At 42.8% G+C, this 18,971-nt stretch carries 18 protein-coding genes, 1 tRNA gene and 2 pseudogenes; 3 read left to right on the forward strand and 18 right to left on the reverse strand.

The annotated features are described in order from the left end of the window. Positions 1 to 20: 20 nt before the first annotated feature. From BLS03_RS07430 to BLS03_RS26175, 8 genes and pseudogenes are all read right to left on the reverse strand, one after another. Positions 21 to 1,055, reverse strand: coding sequence for a nickel/cobalt transporter (locus BLS03_RS07430; protein ID WP_245696614.1), 1,035 nt, complete (start codon positions 1,053 to 1,055; stop codon positions 21 to 23). A gap of 37 nt (positions 1,056 to 1,092) precedes the next feature. Next, positions 1,093 to 1,764, reverse strand: coding sequence for a DUF1007 family protein (locus BLS03_RS07435; RefSeq protein ID WP_093271693.1), 672 nt, complete (start codon positions 1,762 to 1,764; stop codon positions 1,093 to 1,095). A gap of 193 nt (positions 1,765 to 1,957) precedes the next feature. Beyond that, a complete protein-coding gene (locus BLS03_RS07440) occupies positions 1,958 to 2,842 on the reverse strand; it encodes a metal ABC transporter substrate-binding protein (RefSeq protein WP_093271695.1) in 885 nt (294 codons plus the stop codon). Positions 2,843 to 2,867: 25 nt separating this feature from the next. Beyond that, positions 2,868 to 3,725, reverse strand: a complete 858-nt coding sequence (locus BLS03_RS07445) for a metal ABC transporter permease (RefSeq protein ID WP_245696616.1) — start codon at positions 3,723 to 3,725, stop codon at positions 2,868 to 2,870. Next, positions 3,706 to 4,443 (reverse strand): metal ABC transporter ATP-binding protein, encoded by a 738-nt coding sequence (locus tag BLS03_RS07450; protein ID WP_093271698.1) that lies wholly within the window; start codon positions 4,441 to 4,443, stop codon positions 3,706 to 3,708. The genes BLS03_RS07445 and BLS03_RS07450 overlap by 20 nt, the downstream gene beginning before the upstream one ends. Continuing rightward, positions 4,440 to 4,580, reverse strand: a complete 141-nt coding sequence (locus BLS03_RS25640) for a hypothetical protein (protein WP_176765545.1) — start codon at positions 4,578 to 4,580, stop codon at positions 4,440 to 4,442. The genes BLS03_RS07450 and BLS03_RS25640 overlap by 4 nt, the downstream gene beginning before the upstream one ends. Before the next feature lie 214 nt (positions 4,581 to 4,794). Further along, positions 4,795 to 5,637, reverse strand: coding sequence for an SGNH/GDSL hydrolase family protein (locus BLS03_RS07455; protein ID WP_093272069.1), 843 nt, complete (start codon positions 5,635 to 5,637; stop codon positions 4,795 to 4,797). A gap of 111 nt (positions 5,638 to 5,748) precedes the next feature. Continuing rightward, positions 5,749 to 5,826 (reverse strand): annotated as a pseudogene (locus BLS03_RS26175) (HNH endonuclease domain-containing protein); the annotation flags it as partial. A gap of 312 nt (positions 5,827 to 6,138) precedes the next feature. On the opposite strand from BLS03_RS26175, the gene BLS03_RS07460 reads away from it, so the two are divergent. After that, on the forward strand, positions 6,139 to 6,864 hold the full coding sequence (locus BLS03_RS07460) for an AAA family ATPase (RefSeq protein ID WP_093271701.1): 726 nt from the start codon (positions 6,139 to 6,141) through the stop codon (positions 6,862 to 6,864). A 32-nt stretch (positions 6,865 to 6,896) separates the two neighbouring features. Here the strand turns inward: BLS03_RS07460 and BLS03_RS07465 are convergent, their stop codons facing one another. Genes BLS03_RS07465 through BLS03_RS07475 form a run of 3 tightly spaced genes read right to left on the reverse strand, consistent with a single transcriptional unit; the run spans position 6,897 to position 9,241 of the window. Then, positions 6,897 to 7,115 carry a hypothetical protein gene (locus BLS03_RS07465; protein WP_093271703.1) on the reverse strand — a complete coding sequence of 73 codons (219 nt, stop codon included), beginning with the start codon at positions 7,113 to 7,115 and terminating at the stop codon, positions 6,897 to 6,899. 15 nt (positions 7,116 to 7,130) lie between these two features. After that, positions 7,131 to 8,573, reverse strand: a complete 1,443-nt coding sequence (locus tag BLS03_RS07470; RefSeq protein ID WP_093271706.1) for a hypothetical protein — start codon at positions 8,571 to 8,573, stop codon at positions 7,131 to 7,133. Positions 8,574 to 8,581: 8 nt separating this feature from the next. Then, entirely contained in the window at positions 8,582 to 9,241 is a 660-nt protein-coding gene (locus tag BLS03_RS07475; protein ID WP_093271709.1) for a hypothetical protein, read from the reverse strand. 813 nt (positions 9,242 to 10,054) lie between these two features. On the opposite strand from BLS03_RS07475, the gene BLS03_RS07480 reads away from it, so the two are divergent. Further along, positions 10,055 to 10,345 carry a 2Fe-2S iron-sulfur cluster-binding protein gene (locus tag BLS03_RS07480; protein ID WP_093271712.1) on the forward strand — a complete coding sequence of 97 codons (291 nt, stop codon included), beginning with the start codon at positions 10,055 to 10,057 and terminating at the stop codon, positions 10,343 to 10,345. Positions 10,346 to 10,814: 469 nt separating this feature from the next. Here the strand turns inward: BLS03_RS07480 and BLS03_RS07485 are convergent, their stop codons facing one another. The 5 genes and pseudogenes from BLS03_RS07485 to BLS03_RS07505 form a co-directional block, all read right to left on the reverse strand. Next, complete coding sequence (locus BLS03_RS07485) at positions 10,815 to 11,000, reverse strand: AlpA family phage regulatory protein (protein ID WP_093272072.1); 186 nt, start codon at positions 10,998 to 11,000, stop codon at positions 10,815 to 10,817. Between the two features lie 127 nt (positions 11,001 to 11,127). Continuing rightward, positions 11,128 to 12,372, reverse strand: a pseudogene (locus BLS03_RS07490) (tyrosine-type recombinase/integrase). Between the two features lie 340 nt (positions 12,373 to 12,712). Then, positions 12,713 to 12,800: transfer RNA gene (locus BLS03_RS07495), tRNA-Ser, on the reverse strand. 143 nt (positions 12,801 to 12,943) lie between these two features. Further along, the gene (locus BLS03_RS07500) at positions 12,944 to 13,393 is read right to left on the reverse strand and encodes an L-alanine exporter AlaE (RefSeq protein WP_093271715.1); all 450 of its coding nucleotides are present in this window, start codon (positions 13,391 to 13,393) and stop codon (positions 12,944 to 12,946) included. Between the two features lie 358 nt (positions 13,394 to 13,751). Further along, positions 13,752 to 16,187, reverse strand: coding sequence for a hybrid sensor histidine kinase/response regulator (locus tag BLS03_RS07505; protein ID WP_093271718.1), 2,436 nt, complete (start codon positions 16,185 to 16,187; stop codon positions 13,752 to 13,754). Between the two features lie 150 nt (positions 16,188 to 16,337). Here BLS03_RS07505 and BLS03_RS07510 point away from each other — a divergent pair, with 150 nt between their 5' ends. Further along, positions 16,338 to 16,907 carry a UPF0149 family protein gene (locus tag BLS03_RS07510; RefSeq protein ID WP_093272075.1) on the forward strand — a complete coding sequence of 190 codons (570 nt, stop codon included), beginning with the start codon at positions 16,338 to 16,340 and terminating at the stop codon, positions 16,905 to 16,907. A gap of 103 nt (positions 16,908 to 17,010) precedes the next feature. Here BLS03_RS07510 and BLS03_RS07515 read toward each other — a convergent pair whose 3' ends face one another. Then, positions 17,011 to 17,781 (reverse strand): GNAT family N-acetyltransferase, encoded by a 771-nt coding sequence (locus tag BLS03_RS07515; protein WP_093271721.1) that lies wholly within the window; start codon positions 17,779 to 17,781, stop codon positions 17,011 to 17,013. A 65-nt stretch (positions 17,782 to 17,846) separates the two neighbouring features. After that, positions 17,847 to 18,908, reverse strand: a complete 1,062-nt coding sequence (gene nadA / locus BLS03_RS07520; RefSeq protein ID WP_093271726.1) for a quinolinate synthase NadA — start codon at positions 18,906 to 18,908, stop codon at positions 17,847 to 17,849. Positions 18,909 to 18,971 lie beyond the last annotated feature (63 nt).

Raw genomic sequence — 18,971 nt, forward strand, 5'->3', positions numbered from 1 at the left:
CACGATTCGAATTGAGCGTTCTAATTGAGCATTGGTGACATGCCAAAGCCGCCTTGATTAAACAGCACAACAGCCACCAGAATCAAAAACAGCCCAGCAAAAACGCGTAAAAACGGCCAAATATTGATGCTTTGATATGCAGAATCTTTGAGGTAATAACGCACAAATTTTCTTCCCGACACTGTCATCAGAGCAATGCTTGAGGTGGTAATCGCTGTGCCCACTGCCATCACAAAACTGCTTAATATTCCCAGCCAATAGACATCCGCCAGATTGGCAAAAAACAGCACTAAAATAGCACCAGTACATGGGCGCAAACCAATGCTTGTCACCATGGCCGCGTATTCTTTAAAACTGGATGCCTGATTGAGTTCATCGGCTGACGCAATATGTTTATGCCCGCAGCCACAATCGGCGCCGTGATGGTGATGATGGGCGTGATCATGGTTGTGTTCATGCGCATCATGGTGTGAGTGGGCATGAGGCTTACGCCATTGTTTGAAGCCTTGCCATACAATGTACATACCGAGTAAGAACACCCCAACATAGCTGGCATGGAAAAACTGATTCACGACTCCATTGAGTTGGCGCATCGACGCTTCAATCACAAACAATACTGCGCTCACCAACACAATCGCCGTTAACGCCTGCACCAATGCCGAGATAATGGTGATGTAAATACCGATTTTAATTTTGGTATTGTGAGTGGCGAGATACGTACTCACCACTACTTTGCCGTGACCCGGACCAAGGGAGTGAAAAATGCCGTATAAAAAGCTGATTTGCGCCAAGCTCCACATTGAGGCCGCGTTTTGATGGGTTAAATACAACAGGTCGCTCATTTGATTAACGATCTGTTTTTGCCAGCGAATCGAAGTCATCAAAACCGTGGGCCATTGCAACCAAAGCACATAACCAATCGCAGCGATCACACCAAGCGTCAGCACCACAGTGACCGTGCTTTTCAGCCAATTGGGTTTGCGAGGCTCTACTATCTTTACTGTCGACACTCGATTTTCCGATTCGATGGGACGAAAGTTATACATTGAAGGCATAAACGGTTCCTTTAGCGAAGGCGATTATTTTACTGGGCTAGTGACTGGCTGATGCTTGACAGGTAATGGCCGCGGCTTGAGTAAATAACTGCCCGAGCGCGTTGTCTGGGTCGGCATCGACCGGCAGTGACATCGCGTAACTGACCTGCTCTGGCGTTGGATGCGGTTCAATCAAAGTTAACTCGCAGTGCTTTTTCAGCGCCTCATCAAAAATCAAATGGCTACGATCATCCCACGACATATCAACGTAATAGGTTGGATCAAAGACTTTCAAAGTTAATGTTTTGCCGTTAAACACATAGGGCTTTGCGAGTGGCAAATCAAATTGCAGCGTAGCTTTGCCTTTGGCTGTGGTAAGACGCGCTTTGGTGACTTTTTCATAACGAATCGGCGTGGTGCCATCGGCATCAAAAAAGTAAGTAAAGTAATGGCTGGGCAGCATGTTATCGATAACTGACTGGGCAAGCTTGGCAAGCGTCGCTTCACGATGCGCTTTTGACATATCTTCACCATCAAACAGATACGCGGTCGTCATCGCATCAAACGTCCACGTCATATCAAAACCGGTGAGCTGTTGGTCATCACCTTTAATTTGGGTGGTCATATTGATCCAAGAATGGGGATGAGCAGAAACGGAGGAGGAAGCAACAACCGCAATAGAGAGCCCTATTGAGTAGCCAATTTGCTTGAGCAATGTTGTATTTATCATAAAAAACCACAAAACGCCTAAAAACGATTCATCGCTATAAAAGTAAAAACAATTAAACGACGTTATAACATTTCAAATTATGACAACATAAATGGCATTTTGTTAGAACAAAAGTTTGCTTTCAAAAATTGGGCTCAAAATCGAGTTACTTTTCGGCATAAAAATGGGCAGGCTAAACCTGCCCACTCTGGTGTTATTTCATGCTCGCCAGCATGGTTTCAACATTATGGTTAAACGCGTTAACATAAGTGTCCGCTTCGCCGCCTTTTGCGGTAAGCGCTTCTGGGTACAGCTCACCGCCATTCTTGGCACCCGATGCTTTCGCGATTTGTTCTACTAAGCGTGGATCAGTTTGGTTTTCAATAAAGTAAGCTGAGATCTTTTCATCTTTAAGCTGTTGGATAAGAGCACCAACATCATTTGCGCTCGCCTCTGATTCTGTTGAAACGCCAACGGGTGCAAGGAATTTCACGCCATATTCTTGGCCAAAGTAACCGAACGCGTCATGACTGGTCATTACTTTGCGCTTCTCAACAGGCACTTTGGCAAACGCTTGTTTTGCCCACTCGTCGAGTTTTGCTAACTGAGCAATATACGCTTCCCCACTCTTTTTGAAATAATCCGCATCTTCAGGGTCTGCTTTAATCAGCGCTTCCATTACGTTACGCGCATAGATTTCACCATTTTTTGCGCTGTTCCATGCGTGCGGGTCGGTAATGACTTCGCCGTCTTCTTCCATCTTACGCGTGCTCACGCCTGTTGACGCTGTGACGATGTCACCTTGATAACCGGATGCTTTGACCAAACGATCCAGCCAACCTTCAAGACCAAGACCGCTCACAAAAACCACATCGGCTTTTTTAATCGCTACACTGTCTTTTGGTGCTGGCTCAAAGGTGTGCGGGTCGCCATCAGGGCCAACGAGAGTGTTAACGTTGACATGCTCGCCACCCACTTGTTTGACGATATCACCCAGTACAGAAAAGCTTGCGACTGTCTCAACGGTTTTTGCCATCGCCATTGGGCTTAAGCTTGCAGCAATCGCAAGTGACACTAGGGACTTTTGCCAAAATTTCATTATCTATTCCTTACTTGTTTAACAATTAACCGGCATGTTTTCGCAGCGGAAAGATGCCTTTATGAGATCCGAAGAGAACGGAAGCTAAAAATAATAGAGTGGCTACTAGCACAATCGCAGGGCCTGCGGGAATCGATTGGTACCAAGACCAAGTCAAACCAATAATAGAGCTAACAAAGCCAACCACCATCGCCAGCGCCAACATGGCAGGCAGACGATTTGACCAGCAGCGTGCTGAAATCGCCGGTAACATCATCAGACCAACCGTCATTAGCGTGCCGAGGATTTGAAAACCCGCGACCAAGTTCATCACCACTATCGCCATGAACATTGCCTGGATCAGTGATGGCAAACGCTTAGATCTAAGAGAAAGAAACAGGGCGTTGAAGGATTCAAACACCAGTGCGCGATAAAAAATCGCAATCAAAATCACTGTGATGGTGCTAATTACGCCGATAAAGGTTAGCGATTCATTACTCACCGCCAGCAAAGAGCCAAACAGTAAATGCAACAGGTCGACACCACTGCTCCGTAGCGACACCAACGTCACCCCAAGCGCTAGCGAACCAAGATACAGACCAGCAAATGCCGAATCCTCGTGCAGCTTGGTGGCACTGCTTATCCAACTGGAAAGCAGCGCGACAATTAGCCCAGCCGCAAAGCCGCCAATGCCCATCGCCAAAAGTGACATACCAGAAAGCAAATACCCTATCGCGACGCCAGGAAGGACAGCGTGCGATAGCGCATCGCCAATCAGGCTCATACGCCTTAACAGTAGGAAAACACCCAGCGGCGTTAAGCTCACCGACAGAGCCAAACACGCAATAAGCGAGCGGCGCATAAAGCCAAACTGAATAAACGCATCAAGAACATGCAGATTCAAAGCGAGCCTCTCCCTTGGTATGTTCAGCGCTAGGCCCGGTTGTCCAATGTTGGTGAAAGTAATGCGGCAACACGGTTTGAGTGTCACCCCACAGCACTTGATTGTTTTTCATCAGCAGTAGCTTGGGGAAAAACGCTTCAACCACTTCGATATGGTGCAAAACTGTGATGATGGTTTTTCCAGCTTGGTTTAAACCAGTGATCAGCTCCATTAATGCCGCTCGAGTTTGGCTATCAATACCGACAAACGGTTCGTCCATCATCATCACGGGAGTGTCTTGAACCAGTAAACGCGCAAACAGCATGCGCTGAAATTGGCCGCCAGAAAGCGTATCGATCGTTTTATGTGCCAGTGAAGCGATACCAGTTTGATATAACGCCTCATCAACGCGTTTGAACTGTTCGTCGCTTAACGCACCTAACAATCCAGTATTTGGCCAACACCCCATCGCCGCGACATCAAATACACGAATGGGGAAACTGCGGTCAATATCGGCATGTTGAGGCAGCCAAGAAAGTAACTCGTGACAGGGTTTGGCATAGTTAAGCTCACCTGAAATGGGCGCATGGATTTGCGCAAGCGTTTTGAGAAGTGTCGATTTACCTACCCCATTTTCGCCGAGAATAGCGGTTAAACTCCCCGCCTCAAAACGGCCTGAAATCGGTGGTGTGAGAGCCTTACCTTGATAGCCGACCACTAAATTATTCAGTTGTATCATGGTAATAGCACCGCCCAATAAATCGCGAGCCACAACAAAACAACCATCGGGGTCACGATAAGAATTCGCCCGATAGCGGAATAAGAAAGCGGCTTAAAGCCCTGCTGGGAGCGAGCAGCTGCTGAAAATTGATTCATTACTTTTCCTTATACCTCTCCGGAAATGATATATAATGTTATAACATAACAAAACATTTTGAAACAATATTTAATTTGCAAAGATAAACAAGCTAGGGAGAGAGGCAGGAAAGAGGATAGTCGTTAGATGGGTGAACGCCCTCAAGCCAGTGCCAGTAACGAGTAGTAAGTGCTAAGTGGTAAGCACCGAATCGAGAGCGTTAGAAAACAGGTGTTAGTTAAAACGTTTGGCGAGCATCGGGTTGAGGGCGGTGAGCCATGTAGCGTAAGCTTTCGAGTTCAAATGCAGATCATCGGCGCTGCAATCAAGCGGCAGTTCACCTTGCGGACACAGCAAGACATTCAAATCGATAAAAGCCACATCATGACGCTGGCAAAGTTCAAGTAAGCGTTGATTGAGCGTTGCTACCAGCGGGTTAAGTGATTCCAGACGCGCGCCAACATGCAGCGTCGACTGAACCCAAACTTCAATGCCATGTTGGCGCCAGAAGCTCAGCATCTCGGCGTAGTTGTGAATGATTTCATCCACGCGGTAACCTTGAGCTAAGTCATTGATCCCTGCCATCACGCACACCAATTTCGGTTGGCACACGATGGTGGATTCAAGGCGCATAATCATGCCTTGAGTGGTATCACCGCCTAGGCCGCGATTGGCGACGCTCACGCCAATTATGCCATCATGCCACGGCCCCCATTCGGTGATCGAATCGCCAAACATCACCACATCAACCGGTTTAGAAAATGCCATATGATTGTCCTTGGTATGAATAAAACGCGCCGCTTTCTGCGCGCGCTGATTTAAGTCTAGCGTTTTAGTGAGAGACAAAAAGTGCTCAGCCGTCAGCGTTTTTGCATCCAAATCTTGAGTGAGCTTTTCAATCTCAGTGATAAAACGCGAAATGCGCGTATTCAAGCCGTGCTCAGCCTTGATTTGATACAAGGCTTCCACCAGAGAGTAAAAATGCGTACCTGGGTAGCGCTCATAAAGCGCCGCCAAATCTAAATAGTCGTGTTGCTCCAATTCACGAAGCAGCTGTTGGGGTATATCTTGGGTCATGGAAATCTCGCCGCTAACAAAAATGTTGAACAAAGGCATTCGCGAAGATTAATACATCGTAAAACGGACAAATGGTGATTGGAATAGCTAATACTCAAGCATTTTTAGACGTTACCAATCAGGGATTAATAAACGGCTTTTGACGCCTCGAATCTGCAGCCCCATTGCTTCGAATACTTCCTCAAAGTCTTCTCTGAAACTTATGGTAAAAGTGGCTGTACTAGCTTGCCAATTTTCATAGTTTGTCCACTTATTCTCAAACTGACGATATCAATAAGTATATGCACAGGCTACTCAGCAAAGAGCAGCCTGTGTAGAGAAAATTGAAACCTATATAACTCCTACGATGTCAGGAACTTCCTTAATAAAGACACCTCTGAACTCGGACATAAAATTGACGAATCAGAGTAATCGTTGCTACGAAAATGGGGAGGTTGTACTTTTTAATAACAAATGATTTAATATTAGGATAAATAGTTTAAGTAAAAGTAGAACGCTGATATGTTAGACTCCTCAGCACAATATGTAAGTGAAATTAAAATAAGAAACACAACGGAACTTACTAACTATCCATTTGATATACCTACAATAAAATCTCTAGATAACTTGAAATTTAATAAAAATGTGACCTTTTTCATTGGTGAAAATGGAACTGGGAAATCAACACTACTCGAAGCCATAGCAATATCACTTGGCTTTAATCCTGAAGGTGGCACCAAAGGATCATTATTTTCCTCTAAAAACACCCATTCTGAACTACATAATTATCTTAATATAATTAAAACACATAATATTGCGAAAGATGGATACTACCTTAGAGCGGAGAGCTTTTATAACCTTGCTAGTTATATGGATGAAGTTGACTATCTCAAAGGTTATGGGGGGAAATCATTACACAAGCAGTCCCATGGTGAGTCATTCATAGCTACACTTGTGAATAAATTGCAAGGGAGAGGGATCTACTTACTTGATGAGCCAGAGGCTGCATTATCACCATCTAAGCAAATGGCAGCTTTAAGTGCAATACATAACTTGGTTGAAAACGACTCACAATTCATTATAGCTACACACTCTCCAATATTATTAGCCTACCCAGAAGCAACAATAATCAGTTTTGATGGTAACAAGATCCACGAGATAGATTACGAAGAGTCAGATAATTATGTAATCACTAAAAATTTCATTAATAATTATAAAAAAATGCTAAAATTACTAATCGATAATTAAATTAAGAGGGGGGGGACCCTCTTAATTTACACTTACTTCTTTTTGTTAATATTATCTAATTCAGGATATTCAACAATTATCGGCTTAATTATCTCATGGTAAATACCTGACAAAACTACAGCAACTTTTTTGCTTATCTTTTTTAACTCCTCTTCGTCACCATCATTCCTTACAACTTCGATTGCTTCACATAAATTATCACTAGCCATCTTTACTTTTTTTAAAACCAGATTAGATGTATCTTTATTCATATTCATACCTCTTACTTAATTGCATTGAGCATACACTATATCATTAATGCATCTCCAATACGCGTCTGAACCATAACCATAGTGTAACAGCCACCAACATTCCTCGATCGCCTCGTCTGTTGCATAAGATGAAATCCCCGCAGCCCCCTTAAGAAGAAACTGTCTCATATTATTCTCAATGCTTGGTTTTCTACTGCAATTATTAAAATCAGCTCCCTGATTCTCATCTAAATATGCACTGTCTTCAACATCAAGGATACCGTCTTCTTCTATATCCTTTACATCCGAAATCTCATCTAAACTATCTCCCAGATTTGATTCTGCAGTATGAAGATAATCAGCAGAATATCTACTAACTAAATTTCCAGTCTTAGGATCGCCATCCCATTCAGACTTATATACTAACTGAGAATTACTTATCCCGAAGACATAAGTTTTAATTACATATCCATCCCTTCCATATACGTATTTATTTTCTTTACTAAATCCTCCTGGGCGAATTTCCGTCTCGCTAACAAGGTCAAGAGATGGATTGAACTTCCTGATTGTAGATATCACACATGAATCACATTTTAGATGCCTATTTGAAACTATCACACTTCTTACATATGCAAAGCCATACGTTAAAGATTTTCTAATATCTTTATATGTTTTTTTACTAACTTGAAATAACTTTCCTCTTTTACTGACATAATACTCTTGTCCAAGTTTATCTATAACTAATGTAACGTCATTGGACCAGTTTTCTATGATGCCATTGACTATATCATCTTTACTTGTCGCAGATTTTTGAGCATTGGAGGCACTTTCAGACACTAAGAAATTGTTATCCTCATATCCGCTGGGGTATATGATTGACTCAAGATTTCCAATAGAGTCATAATAAAAGCTGGTATCTAAGCCATTACTCATTATACTGGAAATTAAACCTTCATCATTATATCGTATTTTGACTTCATCCTTTCCAGAGATATCATTTACTCTACCTAATGAATCATATGTATAAAATTGGCTTATTTCACCTCTAATCACACTTTTAAGCTTACCATCATTGTCAAATATATACGTCTTTCTGCTTGGTAAAGATAGTTTCCAGCGTTGCCCATCTTCTGTATTAAAGTTGCTTAATTTATAATTATAGTATTCACCTTCACCTTTCCAGCTATTTTCATTTTCCAATAATTTTATTTGATTACCATAGGCATCAGAAATAACCATCTGTCCTGTCGTATACCTATTATCCACAAGCTTTATATTATCTACAAAAATCACTTGTAATGATGAACTCTTGCTATTGCCTGAGTTGGTTCTCCCCAAAACGAAAAAGTTCTTCGCGTAGCCTGTAGATTCCTCATAAAACTGTTTTGAAAATATTTCCGCATTGATGGAATCCTGAGCGAAACTGCTGACAGTGAAAAATAAAGATACTAATGTAATATAAAATATCGATTTAAACATTATTCACCTCACACAATCTCTTTGAGTAATAGGTCTAATTTCATAACATCACCACTGAAGGAAGGCTTTACATCAATCACATTATTGGAATGTCTTGCTAAGATCTTATCTGAAAGTGTTGATAATTTATTATTGGCATACAAATTTGGATAATATTTACTATATTTATTAATGACATTTTTATTAATAACAAGTCTATACATTGAATATAATTCGTTTTTTATTACAAACAAATCAAAGTGATTGCTGCTCTCTTTATTTGCTATATATCCCTTTGGTAGATGCATTAAAAAAGATTGTCCTACACTTTTAGTTAACGTACCAATTTGAACGTTAGAATTGAGATTACTCTTGGTATCTTTGTTACAAACATATGACTCTGATGAGCAAATAATAATTTCAACATCATCGAGCCCACTCCTTCCTAACTCAATATTTAAGCTTATAGGTATTACTAATTCATCAGTGTCATGGACAGTAGATTGTCTATGACTAATAAATCGACGTAATCTTGAAATTAATCCATTCTCATCTCTAATAAATTTGAGATCGACTATCTGTTTTTCATCTTCATAACTTGTATGATTATAAATTGGTATTGCTAGAATTTTTGACGACGAAAGCATACAACCACTAACACCAATAAGTAAAAAGTTTCTTCTTTTCATATTATTCCTCAAATATATAAATGTATTACGAACATTACTTATTAACAATCTCATTCACATAACATACTAATCCGTAGAAATTACAGTAGAAGATAGAAATACCACATAACATCAAACTGATAATAGAAGTAAGCCGAAGGATTTACTGTTGCCTATTTACCATTAATATCGCAGCCAATTGAAGTAAAAATTGTGGCATAGGTAATAAGAAGGCAACTTTATTAATCTAATTTCGTCTTTCATATGTGTTACCTGCCTTACTTCAATTGACCGCATGAATAACGTGGTCGAATTATTCATCCATAATCTCTACATCACCAAGAAAACCTTGATCATTTTGATCAAAGGAGAAACCCAAAATTTTGTTTACGTGGGCTCAGTTAGCACTAGTTCAACAGGACAATTCCTTGTGCCTCCCCGCCCCCATAATGAACGAGAACTAATCTCAGCATAAAAGGCACTCAATATGTGTTTTAACCAATATATCAATCGGAAAAAATACTACCCCCTTACTTTTTAGTTTGATACCAGCATGAAATTGACACGAAATGATAATATGTATGATAACCATTATCAATAAGATCGTGAAGTTTAATTCATATATGACATATAGGGCACTAGGCAAGTCTTGTTGAGTACAAATGCATAACTAAGAACAAATCCATAAATGTCGCTGAGTACATACGACTTACCGAGGTATAAAACACACAACATATCAATATTACAGATACCCCCAACAAAAGCCATTGATTATAATTATCATTTGTATTATTGTTAATAATTACAATTTGAAACATTTGGAGATAGTTCATTATGCCTGTTGTGAAATTGATAACACCTAGTGGTGATAGAACAATATGTGTCGAGAGCGACGTATATATTTTGGATGCTGCTGAAGAATGGGGAGTTGACTTGCCATACTCTTGTCGAGCAGGTTCATGTAGTACTTGCGTCGCTAAGCTTATGTCCGGCGACGTTGATCAAAGTGACCAATCTTATTTGGATGATGACCAACTTGAAGAAGACTACGTTTTGTTGTGTTGTACATACGCAAATTCTGACGCAATATTCCAAACCAACAAAGAGGATGAGCTATTATCTTAAATCGAGGCTTTGTAACGTAAGTGTTATATAGGAAGCCACAATTATCACGTTAACCATTGTGACGAATTGATACAACAGAGCCTAGATAAATAGTACCTCACTCACGTTTTAGATCAATTTGTTGTGTAAGGGAATTTGGCCAGCCGCATGTAGTATGGTTGCGCTACTAGAAGTAACCCGAAAAGTCAAAATGCTCGATGGGTCGAAACTCACTTTTGTTCGAAAGTAAGTTTCAAACTTTATTGTCAGTCATCGTCACGAGTGAAATGGACTGAACGTCACAAAAAATTGACATACTTAGTCGTTGAACCGGACCCTAGCCTTCACTAGGAAAAATTACTTCGGTTAACTAGCAAGCAGTTTCGTCAAACATGAAAATACTCGTCTAAAGCCCACTAAGAGCTTTAGACGAGTATTCATAAGATTGAACAACACGGCAACAGAGTAATGCCGAACTTATTAGTCTTCTTTATTTTCGACTGTACATTTGTCCTTGCAACCATTCTACAATTTCAGCTTCAACCCAACCAATGCTTCGGCCGCCTAAGGGGACAGATTTCGGAAAGGCTTTTCCGTCGGCGTAACGATAAATTGAGCTTTTTGATAGCCCAGTCATGCACATGACCTCTTTTAAGCGGATGATACGAACTGACATCTCCATAATTAAGCTCCTAATAATTTTGCCTTATTTTGTAGCTCTAATATGGCGAATAAAAAAGGCGCTGTTCTCAAATAAAGGCGCTATTTTTTCAAGTTCGCATGTCACGCTTACTTTTTACTCTCTATAAAACTGAGCTGATCCAAGCTAGCTTCAAAGTTCGATATCCCGTGATAGACATTGAGCCATAGCTTGCTTTTTCAATTCTACGACTCCACCACTCCATCATCGGACGACGCTGCTCTATATAAGTAGTTCGCTTATAAGCTTTTCGAACTAAGTTCTTTTCCGCATGCGACAATGCAGCGTCAACCCAATCACCTTTAAAACCTTGCTCATTTAGTGTTGTTGATGCCAATGAGCGTAATCCATGAGCAGATGTCCGTCCTTTAAAACCAATCCGACTAAGCGCTTTATTAATCGACTCTGCATCAGTGTGTTTTTTCGGATCACGGATAGAAGGGAAAATATATTCTCTCGCTCCGCTCACCAATCTCACAGTATCTAGGATTGCTAAACTCTGCTCCGTTAGAGGGATTGCATGTTCTCTTCGGGCTTTCATTCGAGAAGGCGGTATTATCCAGAGTTTGTTTTCAAAATCGATTTCGTCCCATCTCGCACCTGCGGCTTCATAAGGCCTTGTCATGGTATGTAGTTGCCACTCGATGAGACATTTGGTCGTTATCGCCATATTGGCTAGAGCGATAGCTTGCACTAGCTCCGATAGCTCTGCCGGACTTTAGGCGTTCATATTCTCGACTTTTGGCTTTTTGAACACTTCCCGTATTCCGCTAAGGGGATTGTGATGAATGAGACCTGAGTTAACCGCGTAAGTCATCACTTCATTCATCAATTGCGCGGTGCGTTTCACGGTTTCAAGATGCCCGGCTTCCTCGACAGGCTTTAGGGCGGCAATCGCCATAGGTGCTGTGATCTTAGTGACAGCAAGAGAGCCGATTAGAGGAAATGCGTAAAGCTCCAGTTTACGCCAGTTACCCTCGGTGGTTTTTGGCGTCAGGCGATTTCTTTTCATCTCCATCCATAAGTTAGCCACCACTTCAAAGGTGTTACTTTGCTCGCTGGCTAACTTGGCTTTTTGCTCAATCTTTAGCAATTGTGGATCAATACCATCAGCCACAAGCTTACGAAATTCGGTCGCCTTTTGCCTGGCATCGGCAATCGATACATCCGGATAAGAACCGATACCCATGAATGTGGGCTTTCCGGTCGATACTCTGACATAGCGAAATTCCCATGCCTTAGCGCCACTTTGCCTAATATAAAGATAGAGATTTCCTCCATCTCCGAGGCGATAAGCCTTATCTCTAGGCTTCGCGTTTTGCACTTCTTTTGCGTTTAGTTTTGCCATACCCCCTCCTTCGGAATCGATATTTAGCCAAACTGTATGATAAAAAAGGCTTGTCCTGCTCCTGCATTTTTATGGTATGCATATCGGCCGTATTGTTATTTTTCAATGAGATAAAATCGGGATATTCAACTTGGCAATCCTGCTCCCTCTTGAAATGTATGCCGATTTTAAGACCAAAATGTATGCCGATTTTGTAGTAAGTGTAGAAGCATACACTTTGGCATACAAAGAAAACTGGGATTGTAAGGGACGGGAGAAACCTCGTGAGACGAAGGTTTAAATGATTTTCAAAGGGTTATAAAACGGAAAAAGCCTCTAGAAACTTCTAGAGGCTTGAATTTGGCGGTGAGTGAGAGATTCGAACTCTCGATACGTTGCCGTATACACACTTTCCAGGCGTGCTCCTTCAGCCACTCGGACAACTCACCGTATTTTGATTGGGTTGGCTTGTGAACCAACGAGGCGCTAATTTAATGATTCTACGCACTTAGGTCAAGTGGAAAACCGAAAAAAGCCCTGCCTTTCACGCCGTTTGGCTAATATTTAGCAAAAACGCTTCGATAGTAAACGTTTAGACCTGAGAGTAGTAGCCTGGCACTCGAAACCAGCGGCGGCAGGTATCGAGAAAATAACCGTACAATACGCCCATACCGCAAGAGATGATCGCGTTACTGGTGACAGCGGTGACTATCTGATCAGTCGAGGCGCCAACGCTATACAAAATTCCTGCATAAACTGGCGATTGAAACAGCACATATGCGGCCAAATCGGCGACGTTTTTCATCAAGCTACCAGTTGAAAAACGGCGTGCTTGCTTAAGCATAAAGTCGCGAAACAGTCCGTATGGCCAAGCAATGGCAATATTGACCGGGATCGACAGCGTTCGTGAAGCCAGAGATTGCTGGAAGCTCATTCCAGAGATAAAAATTTCAATTAACATGCCTGATAGAAAACAAAACACAACCATGGCAAAGGTGTCGGCAGCAGCATGCCGAATGCAGAAAGGTCCGCGTGGCTTCATTTATCTCGTTCCAAAAAACAAATAACCAGTACATTCTTTATATAAAGTGAATGTCTCTAGAATATCTTTGATAGTGCAGAATATGGCGCCATTTGAACACGAAATAAGTAGAATTACTCACCATTTTAAAAACAAAGATAGAAATAGATAACTAGATTTGAAGAGGAAAGTAGTTTGAATCACCAGAAAAAATGCTTTAGCTCATTTTTTATCCAAGGCGGTAAATATACCCAAGTTCTTGGAGTTGCAGGTAGGCGGCAAGTAACTTAGCCCCCATGAGCATAGATAACTCTGTGATTTGGGTGAACGAACATAGCCAACACCGCTGCAGCTTCAAGTAAGACGGGTGTAAACTGAATTAATCGCAATAAGGTTTAAGGCTTAGAGTCAGAGATTCAAGTTGCTGCGCGGTTGGGTATTGGCCATTTTGAAGGGTTTCAAGCATAGATTCGACTTGCTGATGAAACAGTTCATCTTGCTGATCAACAAGCGGTTTTAGCTCATCGAGCAGATGATTCATGCTCTCTGTATCTTGCTCTTCATACGCGATGTATAAACGTACCAGATATTGCTCTAAATTGTGCTCAAGAGGCTTAGCCATGAGTTCTGGCTTAAACTGATACAGCTTGGCTTGCTGCTGAAATAAAGCCTCACCTAACTGGTTGTCCGAGAGCGGTTTAGGAACCAGTTCATCAATTCCCGCATCAAACATTTTTTGCTTGGCATGTTCAAACATGTCTGCCGTACACCCAAGGATCAGAACGTCTTTGTAAGCGTTATCAAACTGACGTATTGCTTTGGTGGCTTCAATGCCATCCATCACCGGCATATGATTATCCATAACAACTAAGTCGATGCCTTTCGCGCCTTGCTTGGCATGTTTAAGCCGCTCAACGGCAATTTTGCCATTTTTCACCCACTGGCAATGAAATCCGCGACTTTCCAAAAAATTTTGCATGATAATAGCGTTGGTACGGTTATCTTCGACGATCAAGGCATTTAAACCGTGACCATCGATACTTCTCACCTGCTGAGTTTGTTGTTTATTTGGCGATGCGAGGTCGATTTGCAAAGTGACTGTGAATGTGGTGCCGCGTTTTAATTCGCTGCGCACCGTCACGTGGCCGTTCATCAGTTCGCTCAACTGTTTGACGATCGATAACCCAAGTCCAGTACCGCCAAATCGGCGAGTGGTGGATGACTCCGCCTGTTCAAACGGGTTGAAAATGCGCCTGAGCGCACTTTGCGCAATACCAATCCCGGTGTCATACACCGCTATCGTCAATTGGCTGTAGTTGCCACGGTTATGCTCTTCAAACAAGACGCCAATTTTGCCTGAGAAGGTAAACTTAACCGCGTTGTTGAGCAGGTTGAACAGGACTTGGCGAATTCGAGCTTTATCACCGGCATACCATCGTTGCTCAGGAATAGTTGAGTGAACATCGAACTCAAGCCCTTTGTCGTGACAAAGCGGGCGATAAACATTATTGATGCTATCGAGCAGTGCTTTAAACGGAAATGGCGCGTATTCAATCGTCATCTTACCCTGCTCAATCTTGGAGAAATCCAAAATCTCATTCAGCAACGTCATCATGTGATCGCCCGATTCATACAAGGTTTTAAGGTGTTGTTGTTGGTCTGGCCTCAGCCCTGATTTAAACAGGATTTGCGCTGTGCCCAATATACCATTCATTGGCGTGCGTATTTCATGAGATAAACGAGCCAAGAACTCGCTTTTGACGTTGGTTGACGCCTGAGCTTTGATTTTCTCGACTTCCAAGTATTTAGTCTTTTTATTAAAGCTATCAATCAGTTGCTGGATTTCATCATTACCGTGATAACCAATATCGATAATGCCGCCTTCTACCGATTCCTCTGCTTGACGCGCGATTTGAGTGATCGGGGTAATCAAGCGGCGGCTTATCCAGTAATACCCACCGATAATGCACAGCAACATTGCCGGAATCACACTCACTTCAACTTTGGAGACCAAGTTCAACATCTGCATTTCAAGCGGATCAGAGGCACTTACCACATAAATCGTCCAGCCGTTACTGGGGAATTGATAACTGCTGACGTAGGCATCTTTATTCAAATAAAAATTATGTTCGGTAATGACATCGCCATAACCGTCTTTCAATAGCACGCCTAGATGATACTCGATTGCGGTTTGTTGGATGTACTCAACTAAGTCATTTAGAGAAATATCGACGGTCGCAACGCCGGAAAATTGCTTGTTGTGGTAATACGGCATCGACAGCGTAATCATTTGTACGCTGGTAAACGAATCAATATAAACCGAAGACCAAGAAGTCGTATTTGGCGCCGCCCCAGTCACAGAGCGATACCAAGATTCTTTCTCATAACCACCTGAGGCGGGGTTATCCCAAGAATAAATGCGGTCAACCAGGTTATCGTCACGGCGATTGAAAAACAGGCTTTTGTACGCCACGTGTTGATCGACAGAATAAGGTTCTGGCCACAATCCCCCGCTCACGGCGACGCCGCGAGTAGAGGCAAATAGAAGCGATAACGCCCTAATTTGATGAGTTCGGTCTTGGGTCGCTTGACCAATACTGGTAATGCTACCGAGAAGCACATGCGCTTGATTCATCGGTGATTCAATTTGATTCGCAAGGAGATCGGTTCGAAGGTCAAGGTGACTTTCTATTTCTTCACGAATTAAAGGCTCGATGACGCGATAGCTCACCGTCCCTACAATCGTAATAAGGATAATCAAGTAAATGGCCAGTGCGTAAACACTTTTGTGCTTTAACGATGTTGGTCGGCCCATGCCACCTCTCACTCCATTCAACCAAATAAGTATAGACGCTTAGGTCAAAGTAATTAGATATCACAAGTGCGCGTTTTTACCTTGGTTAGCTTTGTGTTCGAGGTCATGACTGATAAGATTGCAGGATTGAAAAATTGAATGGCATTAATTTTGACTTTACAAGAAATCCTAGCCCAACCTGAACTTGAGGATAAATTGCTCAATCAGGCAAAAACGCAAGGCTTCATTGCTGCAATGGCGGCCGCGCCTTTCCCACTCACACCGCACGAATGGTTACCGTTTTTATGGGGCGGTGAAGAAGTTGCGCCTTTTACTGACGGTGAACAGCTAGAAAGCTATATCGAAGCGGTTATTCAGATGTGGAATGCTTACCGCCCTGCGCTGCTCGACAATACTTGGCAATGGCCGGTTGAGTGCCAATTGGACGATGCAGATATCGTCACCGATGCGACTCGCGACTTTTGTGAAGGAGTATTGCAAGGTTGGCAATTAGCGCGCGATGACTGGGAAACCGTGATGCCAGAAGACAGCCAAGATAACGCCCTACTTGGCGGCGTGCTGTTGTCTGTGAGCATGCTTTACGACCCGGAAACCTCGATTGCAACGCTCGCAGAACAAGGCATGCAAGGTTTAGAACAGTTTGAAGAGATCTTCAACGCGATTCCAACCATGCTTTGCGGCCTCACCATGCGTGGTCATCAGCTCGCTGAGCAAGAATAAACATTTGCGATAGACGAAAAAACCAGCGCATTGGCTGGTTTTTTATTTTCTGAACAGAAAGCGCTAAGCGGCGCGAATCACGATTTAACGGTTTGTTACGAGTCTATTCTTGGCACCACACGCTTCGTACACCAACAGAACGAAAACCTACCGATTGGCAATTGCTGCTACTCGTGCTGTTTGGCATAACATCGGTTAAAGCCACTTTGACGCCTAAAGAGATGGCGTCTTCAATTCGAGCTCTCAGCAAAGCCGTTTGACACCCCTTTGAGCGATAGCCTTCTTGTGTATACGCATTAGCCAATATCGCATATTCACCCTGAATAAAACTCGTTGCCCAAGCGCACGGCTTACCCTCTAGTTTTGCAACATAGCAACGAAAAGTATCCGTACAATACAGTGAGCGCTTATTCTCCCAGATTTCGTCGCTACATTCTAATCCCGAGGTTTTAAGTAACGCTAAAAATGCATCGGCATGTTCATGTGTCCATCGTTCAACGGATACTTGGCTGGAGATATCTTCACACGCTACGTAGTTTGATACCTGCAGTTCGAGAAACTCATGCTCATAATCAGGTACGAACTCATGGCTCGATAACCATGTTGTCAGGTCCTTGGTCTTTGCCTGTGGCTCGACAGAAATCTCCGGCGAACACCCATCTTCAAACAACTTCAGCTGCTTATCTAAGCTCGCTGCACTACAAACACCGTGGATGATGATCTGATTGTCATACTTGCGGGTTTTGTCGACAAAAACAGAGCATCCTTCAGCTTCAACCGAACAAAGTTCACTGGCTAAATCGGTTGAAAGCGTTCGCTGATTATTAAAATGAAAGTAAGAGTTATAGACGTCTTTTACTCTTTTATCTTGCATCGTTCCCTCGATATCGAATCAAATCTTATTTATGCTTCTCACTTATGGCGCGAGCGATTAACCAATTAAGCGTTACCCTTCACTTGCAGGTTTAACTGCTCAGCAAAATCAAGCATGCGGTTTAGCGGTACGAGAGATTTAACACGAATCTCTTCATCAACGAAGATTTCATGCTGCTCACCACCATCACGCAGCGCCTGCTCAATCGCTTGTAAGCCGTTCATTGCCATCCACGGACAATGCGCACAGCTGCGGCAAGTTGCGCCGTTACCGGCGGTTGGCGCCTCAATTAGCTCTTTTTCCGGCACCAATTGCTGCATCTTGAAGAAAATGCCTTTATCGGTTGCGACGATCATCTGCTGATGCGGTAAGCTTTTTGCCGCTTTGATAAGCTGGCTTGTCGAACCCACAGCATCGGCGAGTTCAACCACACTTGCGGGTGATTCTGGATGAACAAGAATGGCCGCATTCGGATACACCGCTTTCATCTTACGCAGCGCGTCCGCTGAGAATTCGTCATGTACCACACACTCCCCTTGCCAAAGCAGCATATCTGCGCCGGTTTTATTGGCAATGTAAGAGCCAAGGTGACGATCCGGTCCCCAGATAATTTTCTTATCTTCCGAATCAAGATGTTCGACAATTTCCAGTGCGATACTCGATGTAACGACCCAATCCGCGCGCGCTTTTACTGCCGCCGAAGTATTGGCATAAACAACAACGGTATGATCCGGGTGGGCATCGCAAAACTCAGTAAAAGTATCGGCTGGGCAGCCTAAATCAAGTGAACATTCCGCATCCAAGGTTGGCATCAGAATGCGCTTTTCTGGGGTAAGAATTTTGGCCGATTCGCCCATAAAACGCACACCTGCGATAATCAGCGTATTGGCAGAATGGCGATTGCCAAACTTAGCCATTTCCAGTGAATCACCCACGAAGCCGCCAGTTTCTTCGGCCAGCGCCTGAATTTCTGGGTCTGTGTAGTAGTGAGCGATTAACACAGCGTTGTGCTGCTTTAGCAACGCTTTGATATTGCTAATATGCGTTTGCTTTTGCTCATCAGTCAGTGGTTTTGGTTTAGGAGGGAAAGGATATACGGTATCGATTTTATCTAAAATGTGGTTCATTGCTCTTGCTCTACGCAATTTCCAGTAATCCGCGCATTGTACACCTGATTCTAAAGTAGAAGC

It is taken from the genome of Vibrio xiamenensis, from assembly GCF_900100015.1.
Taxonomy (GTDB): domain Bacteria; phylum Pseudomonadota; class Gammaproteobacteria; order Enterobacterales; family Vibrionaceae; genus Vibrio; species Vibrio xiamenensis.

Coding starts and splice junctions, on each gene's coding strand:
- BLS03_RS07430 (WP_245696614.1), bottom strand. CDS start 1,055: ATGCCTTCAATGTATAACTTTCGTCCCATCGAATCGGAAAATCGAGTG.
- BLS03_RS25640 (WP_176765545.1), bottom strand. CDS start 4,580: ATGAATCAATTTTCAGCAGCTGCTCGCTCCCAGCAGGGCTTTAAGCCG.
- BLS03_RS07450 (WP_093271698.1), bottom strand. CDS start 4,443: ATGATACAACTGAATAATTTAGTGGTCGGCTATCAAGGTAAGGCTCTC.
- BLS03_RS07440 (WP_093271695.1), bottom strand. CDS start 2,842: ATGAAATTTTGGCAAAAGTCCCTAGTGTCACTTGCGATTGCTGCAAGC.
- BLS03_RS07485 (WP_093272072.1), bottom strand. CDS start 11,000: ATGTCAGTTCGTATCATCCGCTTAAAAGAGGTCATGTGCATGACTGGG.
- BLS03_RS07470 (WP_093271706.1), bottom strand. CDS start 8,573: ATGTTTAAATCGATATTTTATATTACATTAGTATCTTTATTTTTCACT.
- BLS03_RS07460 (WP_093271701.1), top strand. CDS start 6,139: ATGTTAGACTCCTCAGCACAATATGTAAGTGAAATTAAAATAAGAAAC.
- BLS03_RS07505 (WP_093271718.1), bottom strand. CDS start 16,187: ATGGGCCGACCAACATCGTTAAAGCACAAAAGTGTTTACGCACTGGCC.
- BLS03_RS07515 (WP_093271721.1), bottom strand. CDS start 17,781: ATGCAAGATAAAAGAGTAAAAGACGTCTATAACTCTTACTTTCATTTT.
- BLS03_RS07435 (WP_093271693.1), bottom strand. CDS start 1,764: ATGATAAATACAACATTGCTCAAGCAAATTGGCTACTCAATAGGGCTC.
- BLS03_RS07500 (WP_093271715.1), bottom strand. CDS start 13,393: ATGAAGCCACGCGGACCTTTCTGCATTCGGCATGCTGCTGCCGACACC.
- BLS03_RS07465 (WP_093271703.1), bottom strand. CDS start 7,115: ATGAATAAAGATACATCTAATCTGGTTTTAAAAAAAGTAAAGATGGCT.
- nadA (WP_093271726.1), bottom strand. CDS start 18,908: ATGAACCACATTTTAGATAAAATCGATACCGTATATCCTTTCCCTCCT.
- BLS03_RS07480 (WP_093271712.1), top strand. CDS start 10,055: ATGCCTGTTGTGAAATTGATAACACCTAGTGGTGATAGAACAATATGT.
- BLS03_RS07455 (WP_093272069.1), bottom strand. CDS start 5,637: ATGACCCAAGATATACCCCAACAGCTGCTTCGTGAATTGGAGCAACAC.
- BLS03_RS07475 (WP_093271709.1), bottom strand. CDS start 9,241: ATGAAAAGAAGAAACTTTTTACTTATTGGTGTTAGTGGTTGTATGCTT.